Source organism: Verticiella alkaliphila (assembly GCF_018904615.1).
Classification (GTDB): domain Bacteria; phylum Pseudomonadota; class Gammaproteobacteria; order Burkholderiales; family Burkholderiaceae_B; genus Verticiella; species Verticiella alkaliphila.
Window position 1 is genome coordinate 1 of the sequence record NZ_JADCNH010000009.1, and the last position, 16,409, is coordinate 16,409.

At 68.8% G+C, this 16,409-nt stretch carries 17 protein-coding genes; 14 read left to right on the plus strand and 3 right to left on the minus strand.

What is annotated here, in order from left to right:
• Nucleotides 1-227 (minus strand): hypothetical protein (locus IMZ29_RS08325; protein WP_371820172.1); only part of this gene is annotated, 227 nt, incomplete at its 3' end.
• A 149-nt stretch (nucleotides 228-376) separates the two neighbouring features.
• Here IMZ29_RS08325 and IMZ29_RS08330 point away from each other — a divergent pair.
• From IMZ29_RS08330 to IMZ29_RS08385, 13 genes are all read left to right on the plus strand, one after another.
• The gene (locus IMZ29_RS08330) at nucleotides 377-964 is read left to right on the plus strand and encodes an NUDIX hydrolase (protein ID WP_216182706.1); all 588 of its coding nucleotides are present in this window, start codon (nucleotides 377-379) and stop codon (nucleotides 962-964) included.
• A 3-nt stretch (nucleotides 965-967) separates the two neighbouring features.
• Nucleotides 968-1,702 carry a leucyl/phenylalanyl-tRNA--protein transferase gene (gene aat, locus IMZ29_RS08335; protein WP_216182708.1) on the plus strand — a complete coding sequence of 245 codons (735 nt, stop codon included), beginning with the start codon at nucleotides 968-970 and terminating at the stop codon, nucleotides 1,700-1,702.
• A 115-nt stretch (nucleotides 1,703-1,817) separates the two neighbouring features.
• Nucleotides 1,818-2,558, plus strand: a complete 741-nt coding sequence (locus IMZ29_RS08340) for an arginyltransferase (protein WP_216182710.1) — start codon at nucleotides 1,818-1,820, stop codon at nucleotides 2,556-2,558.
• An 18-nt stretch (nucleotides 2,559-2,576) separates the two neighbouring features.
• Nucleotides 2,577-3,608 carry a quinone-dependent dihydroorotate dehydrogenase gene (locus tag IMZ29_RS08345; protein ID WP_216182712.1) on the plus strand — a complete coding sequence of 344 codons (1,032 nt, stop codon included), beginning with the start codon at nucleotides 2,577-2,579 and terminating at the stop codon, nucleotides 3,606-3,608.
• 325 nt (nucleotides 3,609-3,933) lie between these two features.
• Entirely contained in the window at nucleotides 3,934-4,437 is a 504-nt protein-coding gene (locus tag IMZ29_RS08350) for a sigma-70 family RNA polymerase sigma factor (RefSeq protein WP_216182714.1), read from the plus strand.
• Nucleotides 4,438-4,504: 67 nt separating this feature from the next.
• Nucleotides 4,505-5,479, plus strand: coding sequence for a FecR family protein (locus tag IMZ29_RS08355; protein ID WP_216182716.1), 975 nt, complete (start codon nucleotides 4,505-4,507; stop codon nucleotides 5,477-5,479).
• 154 nt (nucleotides 5,480-5,633) lie between these two features.
• Complete coding sequence (locus IMZ29_RS22665) at nucleotides 5,634-6,452, plus strand: TonB-dependent receptor (protein WP_371820173.1); 819 nt, start codon at nucleotides 5,634-5,636, stop codon at nucleotides 6,450-6,452.
• Between the two features lie 8 nt (nucleotides 6,453-6,460).
• On the plus strand, nucleotides 6,461-8,077 hold the full coding sequence (locus tag IMZ29_RS08360; RefSeq protein ID WP_371820174.1) for a TonB-dependent siderophore receptor: 1,617 nt from the start codon (nucleotides 6,461-6,463) through the stop codon (nucleotides 8,075-8,077).
• Nucleotides 8,078-8,079: 2 nt separating this feature from the next.
• The gene (locus tag IMZ29_RS08365; protein WP_371820175.1) at nucleotides 8,080-8,886 is read left to right on the plus strand and encodes an ABC transporter ATP-binding protein; all 807 of its coding nucleotides are present in this window, start codon (nucleotides 8,080-8,082) and stop codon (nucleotides 8,884-8,886) included.
• On the plus strand, nucleotides 8,883-9,899 hold the full coding sequence (locus IMZ29_RS08370) for a FecCD family ABC transporter permease (protein ID WP_216182720.1): 1,017 nt from the start codon (nucleotides 8,883-8,885) through the stop codon (nucleotides 9,897-9,899). The genes IMZ29_RS08365 and IMZ29_RS08370 overlap by 4 nt, the downstream gene beginning before the upstream one ends.
• Nucleotides 9,896-10,891, plus strand: a complete 996-nt coding sequence (locus tag IMZ29_RS08375) for a FecCD family ABC transporter permease (protein WP_216182722.1) — start codon at nucleotides 9,896-9,898, stop codon at nucleotides 10,889-10,891. Before IMZ29_RS08370 ends, IMZ29_RS08375 begins: the two co-directional genes overlap by 4 nt.
• 101 nt (nucleotides 10,892-10,992) lie before the next feature.
• Nucleotides 10,993-11,910: an ABC transporter substrate-binding protein gene (locus IMZ29_RS08380; RefSeq protein ID WP_216182724.1), complete on the plus strand. Its 918-nt coding sequence runs from the start codon at nucleotides 10,993-10,995 to the stop codon at nucleotides 11,908-11,910.
• A complete protein-coding gene (locus tag IMZ29_RS08385; protein WP_216182741.1) occupies nucleotides 11,907-13,544 on the plus strand; it encodes a cyclic peptide export ABC transporter in 1,638 nt (545 codons plus the stop codon). The genes IMZ29_RS08380 and IMZ29_RS08385 overlap by 4 nt, the downstream gene beginning before the upstream one ends.
• A gap of 4 nt (nucleotides 13,545-13,548) precedes the next feature.
• Here IMZ29_RS08385 and fhuF read toward each other — a convergent pair whose 3' ends face one another.
• Entirely contained in the window at nucleotides 13,549-14,319 is a 771-nt protein-coding gene (fhuF, locus tag IMZ29_RS08390; RefSeq protein ID WP_216182743.1) for a siderophore-iron reductase FhuF, read from the minus strand.
• Nucleotides 14,320-14,537: 218 nt separating this feature from the next.
• On the opposite strand from fhuF, the gene IMZ29_RS08395 reads away from it, so the two are divergent.
• The gene (locus IMZ29_RS08395; protein ID WP_216182906.1) at nucleotides 14,538-15,773 is read left to right on the plus strand and encodes a pyridoxal phosphate-dependent aminotransferase; all 1,236 of its coding nucleotides are present in this window, start codon (nucleotides 14,538-14,540) and stop codon (nucleotides 15,771-15,773) included.
• 113 nt (nucleotides 15,774-15,886) lie between these two features.
• Here the strand turns inward: IMZ29_RS08395 and IMZ29_RS08400 are convergent, their stop codons facing one another.
• On the minus strand, nucleotides 15,887-16,279 hold the full coding sequence (locus IMZ29_RS08400) for a VOC family protein (RefSeq protein WP_216182745.1): 393 nt from the start codon (nucleotides 16,277-16,279) through the stop codon (nucleotides 15,887-15,889).
• Nucleotides 16,280-16,409: the final 130 nt, after the last annotated feature.

A 16,409-nucleotide genomic window follows, 5' to 3' on the forward strand; every position in this document is an offset into this window, starting at 1 on the left:
GTTCCGGCGGAGCGCTCGGGCGCCGGCGGTGCCTGCACCTGCTGCACCTCCGGCGCGATCTCGACGAACCGCACCTGCACCACCTGCGGCTCCTCCACCGCGGCCGGCTCCGGGCTCGCCCAGAGCAGCGCGGCGATCACCCCGCCATGCGCAGCAAGGACGGCCCCGGCGGCAACCGCACGCAAGCCGGGCGAGGCACTGGAACTCCAGGTCTGGGAAGAAGTCATGAAACCAGGCAACAAATCGGCGCGCGGCGCGGCAGGCCCGGTGGCCAGCCCCGCCTTGGCCGGGGGGAACAACGCAGTCTAACACTAATGCGAATTATTCGCACTTCGGCGCCCCATAGCGCTCGTCAACCCGTTAGAATCGCCGGATCATGCAAGAGCTCGCTCGCACCCTCACCTACTTCCCGGCGCCCCGCACGCAGAAGTTCTGCTCGCAATGCGGCAGCACGCTCACGCGGCGCATCCCGCCGGACGATACGCGGGTGCGCGATCTCTGCGACAACTGCGGTGCGATCCACTATCAGAATCCGCGCATGGTCGTGGGCACGTTGCCCGTCTGGCAAGGCCGGGTGTTGCTGTGCAAGCGAGCCATCGAGCCGCGCCTGGGCTACTGGACCTTGCCCGCGGGCTTCATGGAGCTCGGCGAGACGAGCGCGGCCGGCGCGCAGCGCGAGACCCTCGAGGAAGCCGGCCTGCAGAGCGAACTCGGCGCCCTCTTCAGCGTGATCGACGTGCCGCAGGCCGACCAGGTCCACGTCTTCTTCCTGATCGAAGTCACCGATCCAAGCCTGGCGCCCGGCCAGGAGACCCTGGAAGCCCATTGGGTCGAGGAAGCCGACGTGCCCTGGGACGATCTCGCGTTTCGCACCGTCTCGCTCACCCTCGAGCGCTTCTTCGCCGATCGGCGCGCGGGCCAGTACGGCGTGCACTATCTCGCCCTGCCGCCGCGGCGCGGCTGAGTCGTGCGCCTGACCCTGCTCGGGCCCGATACTCCCTTTCCGCCCGCTGAACGCGCGCTGCGTGAGCCTGACGGCCTGCTGGCCGTGGGCGGCGATCTTTCCGTGGCGCGGCTGCGCGCGGCCTACGCGTCGGGGATCTTCCCCTGGTATTCGGAAGGCCAGCCCATCCTCTGGTGGAGCCCGGATCCTCGCATGCTGCTGCGCACCGCGAATTTCCATCCCGGCCGGCAGCTGCGCAAGAAGCTCAATCGCCTTGCCGCTGGCACCCTGGCGATGGAGGTGCGCGTGGACACGGCCTTTGGCGAGGTCCTCGAGGCGTGTGCGGCACCCCGCGACGGCCAACCCGGCACGTGGATCCTGCCACCCATGCAGCGAGCCTACCGCGCCTGGCATGTCGCCGGCGACGTGCACAGCGTGGAGACCTGGATCGACGGGCGCTTGGCGGGCGGCCTCTACGGTGTCGCGCTGGGCGGGATGTTCTTTGGCGAATCCATGTTCACCCGCGTGGACGATGCGGCCAAGATCGCGCTGGCCTGCCTTGCCCGATTCGTCGAGCGGCATGGCGCGGGCCTCATCGACTGCCAGCAGGACACGCCGCACATGGCGCGCATGGGGGCAGCCCCGGTCGCCCGCACCGCGTTCCTTGCCAGCGTACGCGAGGCGATCGCGCGGCCCGCGATGCCCTGGGCACGCGGTCGGCTCACGGCCGAGGGCGTACTGGTGCCGGCCTCGGCCTGACGGCGCGCTGAGCGCGCCCCATCCGAGGCGCGCGCGCGAGGCTGCTATCATGCAGAAGCCTTTGCCCGGCCGCGCGTCAGCGCCATCGGCCCGGCCCGCCGTTTCCGAGAGACTCATGAACCGCCTGCAAGCGCTTCCCTTCTCGGTCGTCCACTTCTACGCGACCGCACCCTACCCGTGCAGCTACCTGCCGGGTCGCCAGGCGCGATCCCAGGTTGCCACGCCCAGTCACCTCGTCAATGCCGATGCCTACACGGCGCTGGTGGCGGCGGGCTTTCGGCGCAGTGGCACGTTCACCTACCGTCCGCATTGCGACGATTGCCAGGCCTGTATCCCGGTACGCGTGCCGGTGGCACGCTTCACCCCCAACCGCACCCAGCGCAAGATCTGGCGCCGTCATGCCGATCTGCGTCCGCTCGTCGCCAGCCTGGGCTGGTCGAGCGAGCACTACGCCCTCTATCAGCGCTACCAGCGCAGCCGCCATCCCGGCGGTGGCATGGACCAGGACAATCGCGAGCAATATGCGCAATTCCTCCTTGCGAGCAGCGTGAACACCCGGCTCGTCGAATTCCGCGACAGCGCGGACACGCTCGTCATGGTGTCCATCATCGACGTGCTCAACGACGGGCTGTCCTCTGTCTATACCTTCTACGACCCGGATCTGCCGGGCAGCCTGGGCACGTGGAACATCCTCTGGCAGATCGAACAGTGCCGCCAGCTGGAGCAAGCGTGGCTGTATCTGGGCTATTGGATTGCCGAAAGTCCCAAGATGGCGTACAAGACCGCCTTCCGTCCCATCCAGGCTCTGCAGGCCGGCACCTGGCAGGATCTGCCCGCGCCGGCCAGCGCCCCCTGACCCACCCTTGCCCACCTGATGCTATTCAACGCCTATCCGCTCGCCCGGCCGCTGCTGTTCGCGCTGGACGCCGAAGCCGCGCATGACCTCACCCTGCGCAATCTCGCCCGGGCACATCGCCTGGGCATCACGCGCTGCGCCGGGCCGACGCCGCTCGCGCCCACCACCCTGATGGGTCTGCGCCTGAAGAATCCGGTGGGGCTTGCTGCCGGCCTGGACAAGAACGGCGACTACATCGATGCGCTGGGCAGCCTGGGCTTCGGCTTCCTGGAGATCGGCACGGTCACGCCACGCGCGCAGCCGGGCAATCCCAAGCCGCGTCTCTTTCGCCTGCCCGAGGCTGAGGCCCTGATCAATCGCCTGGGCTTCAACAACCAGGGATTGCCGGCTTTCGTGGCCAACGTGCAGAAGAGCCGCTTTCGCCGTGAGGGCGGCATCCTGGGCCTGAACATCGGCAAGAACGCCGACACGCCGCTCGAGAACGCCGCGGACGACTACGTCACGTGCCTGGAAGCGGTCTATCCGCATGCCGATTACGTGACCGTCAACGTGTCCTCGCCCAACACCAAGAATCTGCGCTCCCTGCAGGGCGGCGATGAGCTGGGCCAGTTGCTGGCGCGGATCACCGAGGCACGCGCGCGCCTGGCCGACATCCACGGGCGTCGCGTGCCGCTCGCTGTCAAGATCGCCCCGGACCTGGACGAGGGGCAGATCGACGCGATCGCCGACGTCCTGCCGAGCCTGGGTGTGGACGGCGTGATCGCCACGAACACCACACTCGCGCGCGATGCGGTGGCGCACCTGCGTCATGGCAACGAGACCGGCGGACTCTCGGGCCGTCCGGTGCGTGAGAAGTCGCTCGTCGTGATCGAGCGCCTGCGCCGCCGCGCCGGGCCCGACCTGGCCATCATCGGCGTCGGAGGCATCTTCTCGGCCGAGGACGCGCGCGCCAAGATCGCGGCCGGCGCCAATGCTGTGCAGATCTACACCGGCCTCATCTACCGCGGCCCCGGCCTCGTACGCGACTGCGTGCGCGGGCTGGCAGGCTGAACCTCCCCCTGCGACCTCGCGGCCTGGGCGGCCCATCCCGCCGCCCAGCCCCGCATCGCAGTGCGGGCACGCAGGGCATCGACGACGGCCATGGCGCTGCACACGCCGTCTTCGTGCGCGCCCGGTGCGGCGATGCCGGCTGAGTGAGCTGACGAGACTGCATGGCAACGCATCCTGACCCACGTGTGTGCGTGGGTATATGGTCAGCGTCGCCGGTTGGATGCAGGCGAATCGATTCGGGTCAGCGCCTGGCTGTCACACCGGTTTGCGCCAGGCCAGCACATACCCCATAATGGAATGCTTCCCATTTGCATAGCATCCTGGCATGCCCAGCCACGATTCGACCGACAGAGGCTGGCTTGCCCATTACCGCGAGGTGCTTGGGATGTGGCGGCGCCGCGCCGGCAATCGGGCCGACGCCGAGGATGCTGCACACAATGCCATCGCGCGGTTGCTTCAGACCCCCTCCGCCACGATCCGCGACGGCCGCGCCTACCTGTCCCGCAGCATCGCCAATGAATTGTCGGGGCAGTATCGGCGCGAACGGGAGCGGCCGACGTCCTCGCTGCACGAGCTGGCCGAGGCCGACCACCCCGCAGGCGACGATGCGGAAGCCTCCGCGCGATGCGCCCAGCTGTCCGATGCGCTCACGCGCGCCCTGAGAGACCTGCCACCAGCCTGCCAGCAAGTTTTCGCCTGGCACCGTCTGGAAGGCTGGACCATCCCCGCGATTGCAGCCCACATGGGCCTGTCGGTGAGTTCCGTGGAAAAATACCTGGCCCGTGCCATCCGGCACCTGCAACTGCGCCTGAGAGATTTTTCCCCATGACCCGCGCGCATCCGAGATCCAGCCGGGCGCGGCGACCTGGCAAATGGCTTCTTGCTGGCCTGCTGTCATGACCCACGCCGACCGGGACGACGACGCCATCCACGATGCTGCGGCGCTGTGGTTCGCGCGCGAAAGTGGCGGCACGCTCAGCCCTGACCAGCGGCGGGAGCTGCGCGCATGGCGCCAGGCAGACCCAGCCCATGATGCTGCCTACCGGGCCATGCAGGCTACGTGGCAGGCCAGCGCGGCAATGCGGGCGGCAGATCTCAGGTCGATCGTGCAACCGGCCCGCCCCGTGGCGTCAGGCCGGCGCCGTCTCGTCTGGACCGGATTCGCGCTGACCGCCAGCGCGGCCGGAATCGCCGTGCTGGCACGCCCGGCGTTGCTCGCCCAGCCGGAGTACGTTGCGCGCCACGCGACGGGCACCGGCCAGCGGCAGTCGCTCGCCTTGCCGGACGGCTCCATCCTGGAACTGAACACGCGCACCGCACTTGAGGTGCGCTTCTACGCAGAGCGCCGCGAGGTGATCCTCGAGCATGGAGAAGCCTGGTTCTCGGTGCAGCCCGACACCGCCCGGCCCTTCTACGTCCAGGCGGATCCGGCCGAGGTGCGCGTCGTCGGCACGCGCTTCAGCGTGCGGCGGGAAGGTGAGCACGTCCAGGTCGGTGTCTCCAGCGGCGCGGTGCAGGTGCGTACGGGTCGACTGTGGGATCGACAGTCGCACGCCTTGCGGGCCGGCGACGGGCTGCAGGCCCACCAGGCCGGGGCGGTGCAGTTGCATGCGGTGGATGCGCGCAACGTGGCCGCCTGGCGCCAGGGCAAGGCCATCTTCGACGGCACGCCGCTCGGCGAGGTCGTTGCAGAACTCAATCGCTATCGTGATCTGCCCATCGAGGTACGCGACCCTGCCCTGGCGCAGGCCCGCATCGCCGGGGTCTTCAGCGTCGACGATACCGATGCATTCCTGGACGTGCTGCCGCGGTTGATGCCCGTGCAGGTCCTTCACGTGGCTGGACTCGGGCCACGGATTGTTCGCCTCTGAACGACCGCCGGCAGTTTCAATTAGTTTCAAAACCGACAGCGATTTCTTTACGGGTTTTGCCCCGCTCGACACTCTTGCTTGGGTACTGGCAGCGTCGATGCTGCCTCCGACGGTGCGATCCACCGCGCCGCCACCCCGTCCTGCAGAGTCCTCCGTGCCAACTCATTCTCGCGCTATTGCCCAACGCCCTGCGTATCGCCGCTCCCATGTCGCCTGGGCCGTGGCCTGCCTTACGGCCTCGCTGCTGGCCACCCCTGCACCCGCGCTGGCTCAGGCCGAAACCGCGATGCAGATCGATCTGCCCAGTCAGTCGCTGAACCAGGCCTTGCTGCAGTTCGGCCAGACGTTCGACGTGCAGGTCTTCTTCCTGCCCGAGACCGTGTCCGGGCGCCAGGCGCCCGCGCTGCGTGGCCAGCTCACCCCACGCCAGGCACTCACGCGACTGCTGCAGGGCACGGGCATCCAGGCCGACTGGCAAGGCCGGCGCGTCTCGCTGAGCGCGGCGCCCGCTGCATCGGCACCCGCCGCATCGGCGCCAGGCACTGCCACTCGGCTTGCGCCCGTCACCGTCGTGGGTCAGAGCGAACGCCCTGATGCGCCGCTCGAAGGCTTCGTCGCCCGGCGCGCCAGCACGGCCACCAAGACGGACACGCCGCTCATCGAAACGCCACAGTCTATCTCCGTGGTGACCGCCGACCAGATCCGCGAGCAGAACGCGCAATCGATGCAGGAAGCGCTGGCCTACACGGCGGGCGTGTCGAGCGGCGTCGTTGCCGTGAGCTCGAGCTTCGAAGACACCATGACCATCCGCGGCTTCGAGGCCAATCCCCAGACCGGCAACTATTACCGCGACGGCATGCGCTACATGAACAACCAGTACAACGGCAAGCAGGAGCCGTATGGGCTGGAGCGCATCGAAGTCCTGAAGGGCCCGGCATCGATCTTGTATGGCGCGGCCGCCCCCGGGGGGTGATCAACACCGTGACCAAGCGCCCCACCGCCGAGCCGGTGCGCGAACTGCGGGTGGAAGTGGGCAGTCACGCGCGCCGCCAGATCGCCGCCGATCTGGGCGGGCCCATCGATGCCGATGGCCAGTGGCAGTATCGCCTCGTCGCGCTGGGCCGCAACAGCGACACTGCGCAAGACTTCGGTCGGGACGACCGCCGGTACATCGCCCCGGCGCTGACGTGGACCCCGAACGCCGCGACGTCCGTCACCTTGTTGGCACATTACCAGAAGGACAACTCGTACTATCCGCCCTCCGTGCCGGCTACGGGTTCGTTGCTCGACAACACGAACGGCCAGCTGCCGCGCGACCGTTTCCTGGGCGAGCCCAACCACAACCGATTCGAGGTACGCTCGCGCTCGGTGAGCCTGCTCGCGGACCACGCATTCTCCGATTCGCTGCGTGTGCGCCATTCGATGCGCTACTTCGAATCCGACCTGGACATGCGCTATGTGCTGATGTCTGGCGACGTCGACCGCGCCACCCAACGGCGCGTGGCCCGCTCGGCGCGAGCCTTCGACGATAAGGCACGCATCTTCACGAGCGACACCCACGTGCAGAAGGACCTGACCGTCGGCAACATGCAACACACCGTGCTGGCGGGCGTGGACTACGCGCGCTCGACCTATGACAGCGAGCGCTTTCGGGGCGCCCTGCCCGCCATCGACGCCTACAACCCGGTCTACCAGACGGGGCCGATCGTGACGTCGCCGTGGCAGCAGCGCCACATCGAAGAACAAAAGCTGGGCTTCTACCTGCAAGACCAGATCAAGTTCGACGATCGCTGGGTGGTGCTGCTGGGCGGGCGCTACGATCGCATGCGCACCGAGACCCGTCAGCGTCACGCGCCGGCCAGCGACAACACCGCCAAGGACAACGTCTTCACCGGCCGCGCAGGGCTGGTGTACCTGGCTGACAATGGGCTGGCCCCTTACCTGAGCTACAGTCAGTCGTTCGAGCAGACGAGCGGCCTGGATCGCCTTGCCCGCCCCTTCGAGCCGACCGAGGGCGAGCAGTTCGAGATCGGCATCCGCTACCAACCGCAAGGCAGCCGTGCGCTGGTCAGTGCGAGTCTCTTCGATCTCACGCGCACGAACGTGCTGACGCCGGACCCGGTGTCCACCGATTTCCTTACCCAGACCGGCAAGATACGCTCGCGCGGGCTGGAAATCGAGGCCAAGGCCGAGGTGGGCCGGGATCTGGACATCATCATGGCCTACACCTACACGGATGCGACCGTGCGAGCGAGCAACATCCCGGGTGAAGTGGGCGAGCGCTTCAACGTGCCACGCCACATGGCGTCGGCCTGGGCCGACTGGCGTCTGGCCCGACTCGGTTTGGAAGGCTGGCGTGTCGGCGCCGGCGTGCGCTACGTGTCGAGCCGTGCGAACCGTCCCTCGCAGGACTGGCTAGGCGGGCCTGCCTATACGCTCTTCGATGCCCGCATCGGCTATGAGCGCGGCCCCTGGTCGGCCGCTCTCAATGTGACGAACCTCACGGACAAGACGTTCATTCCCTCCATATGCTACAGCGGGCAATGCCAGTATGGCGAGCCCCGTCGCGTCATGGCGTCGGTAGGCTACCGCTGGTGAGCGTGACAGCGCCCGCACTTCGGGCGCACGGCATCACGGCCCTGCGCGGCACGCGGCGCGTGCTGCACGGGCTGGGTCTGGACGTGCCCGCAGGCCGCTTCACCGTGCTGCTGGGCGGCAACGGCTGCGGCAAGACGACGCTGCTGCACGTGCTGGCGGGGTTGCTCAGGCCGCAGGCCGGCACCGTGCAGGTGGCCGGCCAGCCACAGTCCGCCTACGCTCGCCGCGCATTGGCCCGACAATTGACCTTGCTCCCGCAGGATGCCACCGCACCTGCGCGCATGACCGTGCGCGAGCTCATCCAGCAAGGACGCTACCCCTGGCAGCGGTGGTGGCAGCCCAACTCGACCGAGGACGAACGCGCCATCGACGAGGCGGCGCGCCTGACCGACGTGCACGCCCTGCTGGACGAGCCACTGGCGGACCTCTCCGGCGGCCAGCGCCAGCGCAGCTGGATCGCGATGACGCTGGCGCAGGCCACGCCCATCGTGCTGCTGGACGAACCCACCACCTTCCTCGATGTGGCCCACCAGATCAGCGTGCTCACGCTGCTCGCCCGCCTGAGCGCCCAGGGCCGCACCATCGTCGCCGTCCTGCACGACGTGAACCAGGCGGCCTGGTTCGCCGATCACCTCGTGCTGATGCGCGAAGGCCGCATCCTCGCGCAAGGCACACCCGCGCAGGTGGTCACGCCCGCCTGTCTGCGCGCCACGTTCGATCTGGAGGCGCACGTGGCGCGCGATCCTGCCTCGGGCCTGCTCTTCAGTGTGCCGGCATTGCCCGCGCGGTCGGGACGCGCCACGCCATGAGCCCCGCGCCCTCGCCCCTGTCCCGCCCGAGCCCTCGCGGTCGCGGCCTGACGCTGGCCGGTCTGCTGCTCGCGACGGCCCTGACAGCCGCCGGCCTGCACCTCGCGCTGGGCGCAGTGACGATCTCCCCGGCCGACGTCTGGCAGGCGCTCACCGAGCCTGTGCCCGGCAATCCCGCGCACGACATCGTGCTTTACCATCGACTGCCGCGCCTGCTCGCCGCGCTCGTGGTGGGCGCCGCGCTGGCACTGGCCGGCGGCCTCATGCAGGCGGCCACGGGCAATCCGCTTGCCGATCCTGGCATCCTCGGCATCAACAGCGGCGCGGCGCTCTTCGTGGTGGCCGGGCTGCTTGCCACGCCCAGCGGCGCGAGCGCGCCGGTTCCTTGGCTGGCCGCCGCGGGTGCGCTGGCCGCTGCCGTGGCCGTGCTGGCCCTGGGCGGACGCGGTCAGGATCCCGTGCGGCTCACCCTGGCGGGCGCCATGGTGGCTGCGCTGTGCAGCGCCATGACGGCCCTGCTTCTGCTGCTCGATCAGCAAGGTCTGGAGAGCCTGCGCCGATGGCTGACCGGCGCCTTGGGCAGCACCGCCGGCACCGGGCTCGCGTTGCCCTGGCCCGCGCTCGCCACGGGCGTGCTGCTGGCCGCGGTCACTGCGCGCGCGCTCAATCTCTATCGTCTCGGCCCCTCAGTGGCCGTCACGATGGGTGTGAACGTCGGGCGGCTGCGCGTGGCCAGCCTCGCGGCCGTCGTGCTCCTCGCGGGCAGCGCCGTGGCCATGGCAGGGCCCATCGGCTTCGTGGGGCTCGTCGCGCCGCATGCTGCGCGCCTGCTCGTAGGCGAGGACCATCGTCGGGTGACGCTCGTCGCGCCGCTGCTGGGCGCGCTCCTCCTCGTCCTGGCGGACACGCTCGCGCGCACGCTCATCCGGCCGCTCGAACTCAATACGGGGATCGTCACCGCCCTCGTGGGCGCACCGCTCTTCATCCTCCTCGTGCTGCGCAGGGTGCGATGAGCCGCCGCACGCGAGCCCCCGTCCTCGTCATCGCGGCCCTGGCGCTGAGCGCGCTGACCGTGCTTGCCACCACCCTGGGTACCTATCCGCTGAGCGCTGCGCAGGCCTGGGCCACGCTCACGGCGCCCGCCGAGGACCTGCACAGCTTCGTGCTGTGGGAGCTGCGCCTGCCGCGCGTGGCGCTGGCCCTGCTCGCGGGCGCCGCGCTGGGCGTGGCCGGGCTGCTCATGCAGGCGATCACGCGAAACCCGCTCGCGGCGCCCGGGCTCATCGGTGTGGAAGGCGGCGCGAGTGTCACGCTGCTCGTGGTGCTCGTGGCCGCCCCCGGCCTGCTCGCGCCCGCGGCGTATCCCTTCGCCGCCCTCATCGGCGGGCTCGCCGTCTCGGCCGTCGTCGCGGCACTCGCCTGGCGCGGCGACGTGTCGCCGCTGCGCCTCATCCTGGTGGGCATCGGCATGTCCGCGCTGCTGGGCGCCGTGGCCAATCTGCTCGTCACCTACGGTGACCTCGATCGCGTCGAGTCGGCGCTGCAGTGGCTGGGCGGCAGCCTGCATCGCGCCGACTGGGGACAGGTCCGGCGTCAGGCGATCTGGCTGCTCGTGGTCGGCCTGCCCCTGCTCGCCGCCACCCGCGCGCTCGACGTCTTTCGGCTCGGTCGTGTCACCGCCACGAGTCTGGGCATCTCGGTGCCCGCCACCGCTGGCGCGCTGCTCGTCGCGAGCGCCGTACTGACCGCCGTCTCGGTAGCGCATGTGGGCGCCATGACCTTCGTCGGCCTGCTCGCACCGCATCTGGCACGTCAGATCGGCGGTGATCGGCATGCCGTGCTGCTGCCCCTGTCCGGCCTGTGCGGCGCGGCGCTCGTGCTCGCGGGCGACACCCTGGGCCGCACACTCGCCGCGCCGCTTCAGGTGCCCGCCGGGCTCATGATCGCGCTCGTGGGCGCGCCCTACCTCATCCTGTTGCTCGCGCGCCGGCGCCTCCCCACATGACACCAACCCTGTGCCTCGCCTCGGGTCGCCTCGCGCACAGGCTCCGCCCTGCGCGAGGCGCTACGAAGCGTCGCCGGCCCGCGCTGATCCGGGCCACCTGCATGATGCTGCTCGCGTGGCTGATCGCCGTGCTCGCCATGGCCAAGGCCAGCGCAGCCGAGACGCGCATCTTCGAGAACAGCCTCGGCAGCGCCACCGTGCCGGTCGCGCCGCGGTGCATCGTGTCGCTGCACGACTTCAGCCTCACCACGCAGCTGCTGGAACTGGGCTACACCCCCTGTGGCTCGAGTGGGCGCAAGCGCTTGTTCGCAGCCCCCGTGTTTCGCGGCGCGACGGGCCACTTCGATACGAGCGCCATTCGCTACATCGGCTCGCACCAGGCACCGGATGTGGAAACAATCGCTGCACTCGCGCCCGATCTCATCATCGGCCTGTCCTATCACGCGAGCCTGCGCGAGACGCTGTCACGCATTGCGCCGGTCGTCCTGCTGCCGGCCCAGGAGGCCGGCATCCAGGCCTATGCGGCTGAACTCGCGGATCTGACCGGCACGCGGGCCCGCTATCAGGCCATGCTCGCCGAGTACCGCGCCGTGATCGCCGATCTGCGCGCCCGCGTCCCCGAGCGCGAGCGGATCACCATCACCACTCTGGAGCTCTATGCCGATGGCTTTCAGCTGATCGGTCGAGGCGGCATGGACACGGTCATTGCCGACGCCGGTCTTGCCCGCCTGCCGGCCTATCGGCAGGCCCAGCGCAACATCCCCTACAGCCTGGAGCAACTCGGCGCTTTCGACAGCGACATCCTCGTCGACAGCTATGACGCCAGCCTGGACTCCGAGGCCCAGACCGCAGCGGTGCGGGCTCTGCCGAGCTGGCAGAACCTCTTTGCGATCCGTCACGGGCAGCTCCTCTACGTCGACCGCAGCCGGGCGACCGACACCCTGCAAGGGCTGCTGGGCTCAGCCTACCGGCTGCGTGCGCATCTCACGGCACGCCCCCTCCATCTGCAATCCCCATGAGCCCGCACACACCCGCCCCGCGCCCGGCCGCGACCTTGCTGCGCGAACTGCTCGCCCTGTCACGCACGCGGGTCTGCCTTGCCGGCCTCGCCGCTGCCATCAGCGCCGCGGCCGGCATGGCGCTAATCGCCCTCGTCAACCGCACGCTCGAGCAGGCCGAGGGCGTGCCGACGCACACCACGCTCACCTATGGCACCCTGTTGGCCGTGCTCTTCGTGAGCGGAATCGCCGCGCAGATCCTGCTCGTGCGCATCGGGCACGATCTCGTTCAAGAACTGCGGCTGCGGCTCATGCGGCGCTGGCTGGCCACGCCCCTCGCGCAACAAGAGACGTTGGGCGGCGCGCGTTTGCACACCGCGCTCACCCGGGACGTCACGGCCATCGCCGCTGCCATCAAGCAGTCGCCGGTGCTGCTCAACAACGCGTTGGTCCTGGCCGCGGGGCTCGCCTACCTGGCCTGGCTCGACGTGCGCTTCTTTGGTGTGACGGTGATGGTCGTGGTGGTTGGGGTGGCCATCGACCTGCGCCTGGGCCGCCGCGTGAAGGCGCTGATGCAGCAGGTCCGCTTGCAGGAAGACCTGCTCAGTCAGCACACGGAGGCCGCCATTGCAGGGCGCAGCGAGCTCGCCATGAGCCACGCGCGCCGGCGCTGGCTCCTGGACATGCGGGTGGCTGGCGCCGCGCATGCCGCGCGCACGGCCGCTGTGCGCGCCGACACGCTCTGGGCCGTCAATCTGGCCTGGACCACGGTGCTGATCTTCGTGCTGATCGGCAACCTCGTCTACCTGGGGCTCGTGCACGCCTGGCTGCCGCCGGCCACGGTGCTGGCCTATGCCCTCACCATCGTGTTCCTGCGCACGCCGATCGCGCTCATTCTCGATACCATTCCGGTCTTCCTGCGTGGCTCGGTGGCCTTGCAGAACGTGCAGTCGCTGGGCCTGGGCGAGGCCTTCAGCGACGCGGCGCCCGGGGCCGCCCCGCCTTTCACGTCGCTCACGTTGCACGGCGTGCGCTACCGCCACCCGGGCGCGGCAGGCGAGCCCGGCTTCGGCGTCGGCCCGATCGATCTGCAGGTCTCGCGTGGCGACGTGGTGTTCCTGGTGGGCGGCAACGGCAGTGGCAAATCGACGCTGATGAAGCTCATCGCCGGGCTCTACCCGCCGCAGGCCGGACATCTGTGCGTCAATGGGGCACCGCTCACGCCGGACTCGATGGCCGCCTATCGCGAGCAAGCGGGCATCATCCTGTCGGACTTCCACGTTTTCTCGCAGGTGCTGCAGGCGCCGCAGGCGCGCGAACGCGCGGCGCACGCCCTGCAGCGATTGGGCCTGGCGGACAAGGTCACCCTGGATGCCCAGGGCACCCTGTCCACGACGGCGTTGTCGCAAGGCCAGCGCAAGCGCCTGGCGCTCGTGCTCCTCATGGCCCAGGATCACGATCTCCTGCTGCTCGACGAATGGGCCGCGGATCAGGATCCGGCGTTTCGCGCAGTGTTCTATCGCGAGCTCTTGCCTGCACTCAAGGCAGCGGGCAAGACCGTCATCGCAATCACGCACGACGACCACTACTTCGACGCGGCCGATCGCGTGTATCGGCTGGACGACGGCCGCCTCGCGCCGTGGCAGGCGCCCTGAGCGATCACCCGGCGTGGTGGCGACGCCCGGGTTCGATCGGGCAGCTGCTGCAATAGCCCACGCCCGGCACGCGATAGCGGATGCAACACACGCGACGCACGCGCTGCGGGTTGCCTTCCTCGTCCATCACGTCATCGCGATAGATGACCGGCCGGAACAAGGGATTGCGTGCCCCATCGGGGCGCTCGCGCGCTTGCAGGATGGCCTCGGCAGGCGCGGTGCAATCGGCCACCGCCAGCCGATGCTGCGCGATGCGCGTCGTGGCGAACTCGAACACGTTGCCGGCGTTGCTCCAGAACAGCCGTGGCGAGGCCCCCGACACCTGCGCCAGCGCGTCGACCACCGGGGTCAGGTGGTGGTCGATCAAGGTCGCCAAGCGGACGAACGGCGGTTCGGCGGGGTCGTGCGGCTGGCCTTCGTCGGCCAGGACCAGCCCTAGCGGGCGCCCGTCCTCGGCCAGCACCACGCCGACGTCCTTCAGTGCCACGGGCAGGCGGCGTTGCAAGAGCAGGCTGGCCGCGAGCGTGGGCAGGAGAAAGCTCGCGACGTAGCGCTTGGACCAGATGGAGACGAAGGCCCGGCGATCTGCGATCTGCCGGCTCGCCTGCTGTTCGTCGAAGAAGGCCGTCAACGCGGCGGATGTGAAGAACGTGCTGGCCCCGATGGCGCCGCGCGGCCCCGGGGCCAGATGCAGCGCGCCGGCATGTGCGGCGTCAGGTCCAGAGAGCACAGGAGCCAGAAGCGGAATCATGCCCACATTGTAATCGTCGGGCATCCCCTCACCGTCGTCTTGCGTGACTGACGTGACAGCGCGGCTACGCACGCCGTGCCCGGTGTCATGGTAAGGCATGCCCCGTGTCCGGTCGAAGGACCAGGCCAGTGCCGCGATCTGTCGGGCCAGGCGGCCTGCCACAACGGGCGCACTTATGGTTGAATGAGGGTTTCCCCACCCCCGGCCTGCCGCTGCGCGGCGCGCCGCATCGCTGCCCCGCCATGAAGACCATCCAGAAGTCGAGCAAGCTTGCCCACGTCCTCTACGACATCCGCGGCCCCATCATGGATCGCGCCAAGCAGATGGAGGACGAGGGCCAGAAGATCATCAAGCTCAATATCGGCAACCTGGCGCCCTTTGGTTTCGACGCGCCGGAAGAAGTGCAGCAGGACATGATCCGCAACCTGCCGAACTCGGCCGGCTATTCAGACAGCAAGGGCATCTTCGCCGCGCGCAAGGCGGTGATGCACTACACCCAGCAGCAAGGCATCAAGGCCGTGACGCTGGATGACATCTATCTCGGCAACGGCGCCTCGGACTTGATCGCCATCGCCACCAATGCCCTTCTCGACAACGGCGACGAGCTGCTGGTGCCGATGCCGGACTACCCGCTCTGGACGGCGGTCACCAGCCTGTCCGGCGGATCGCCCGTGCACTACCTGTGCGACGAGAGCCAGGGCTGGATTCCCGACATCGACGACATCCGGTCCAAGATCACCCCGCGCACGAAGGGCATCGTCGTCATCAATCCGAACAACCCGACGGGCGTGCTGTATCCGGACAGCGTGCTGCAGCAGATCGTGGAGCTCGCACGCGAGTTCAATCTCGTCATCTTCGCCGACGAGGTCTATGACAAGGTGCTCTACGATGGCGCCAAGCACACGGCGCTCGCGAGCCTGTCGACAGACGTGCTCACGCTCACCTTCAACTCGTTGTCCAAGAGCTACCGCGCCTGCGGCTATCGCGCGGGCTGGATGATCATTTCGGGCGACAAATCCTGCGCCACGGACTACATCGAAGGCATCAACATGCTCGCCAACATGCGACTGTGTGCCAACGTGCCGGGGCAATGGGCGATCCAGACGGCGCTCGGTGGCTACCAAAGCATCAACGATCTGGTATGCGAAGGTGGCCGCCTGCGCCGCCAGCGGGACATCGCCTACGAGATGCTCACCGCCATCCCGGGAGTGAGCTGCGTGAAGCCGCAGGCGGCACTCTACATGTTCCCGCGCCTGGATCCCGAGGTGTATCCGATCCAGGACGACCGCGTGTTCTTCCTGCAGATGCTCGAGGCCACCCGCGTCATGCTCGTGCAGGGCACGGGCTTCAACTGGCCGCGCCCGGATCATTTCCGCATGGTGTTCCTGCCGCACGAAACCGATCTGCGCGAGGCCATCAACCGCATCGCCACCTTCCTTGAGAGCTACCGCAACAAGCACGCGCGCTCGGTGGCCTGACAGCCAGGACAGCAATCCTCAAAAGCCTGCCGCCTTGCACCCGACGTGGCGTCGGGTGCCGGCGCGCTGCGAGTAGCACGCGCCGCGGGGCGTCGCGCGGGCTACCTCGACATTCAGCTCGGACGATAGAGCGCACAGAGCTTGTTGCCGTCAGGATCCCGTACGTAGGCCAGGTGCATGGCGGCATGCGAATCGCCCCGCGGGCCAGGCGGATCCTCGATCGACACGCCGCCGTGCGCGACAGCCGTATCGTGAAACGCCTTCAATTGCTCTGCCGAGGTGCACTTGAACCCGATGGTCGCGCCGTTGGCGCAGCTGGCCGGCTCCCCATTGATGGGCTGCGTCACCCCGAAGGTGCTGCCGTCGTGCCGGTAGAAGAGCCGCTGGTGGCCCGACCCTGACGTGTTGCGCACGGCTTCGCCAGCGCCGAGCGTGCCGAGAACGGCGTCGTAGAAGCGCTTGGCGCGTTCGATGTCGTTCGTGCCGACCATGACGTGATTGAGCATGCCTGTCTCCCGCCACCGTCGCCTGGGCGCGGCGGCATCATCGATGAAGGAGATGGCATGGTACGCCAACTGCCCGCCGCACGGCAGGCGCGGGGCGCGTACGAAAAAAAACCCTCCGCAAGCGGAGGGT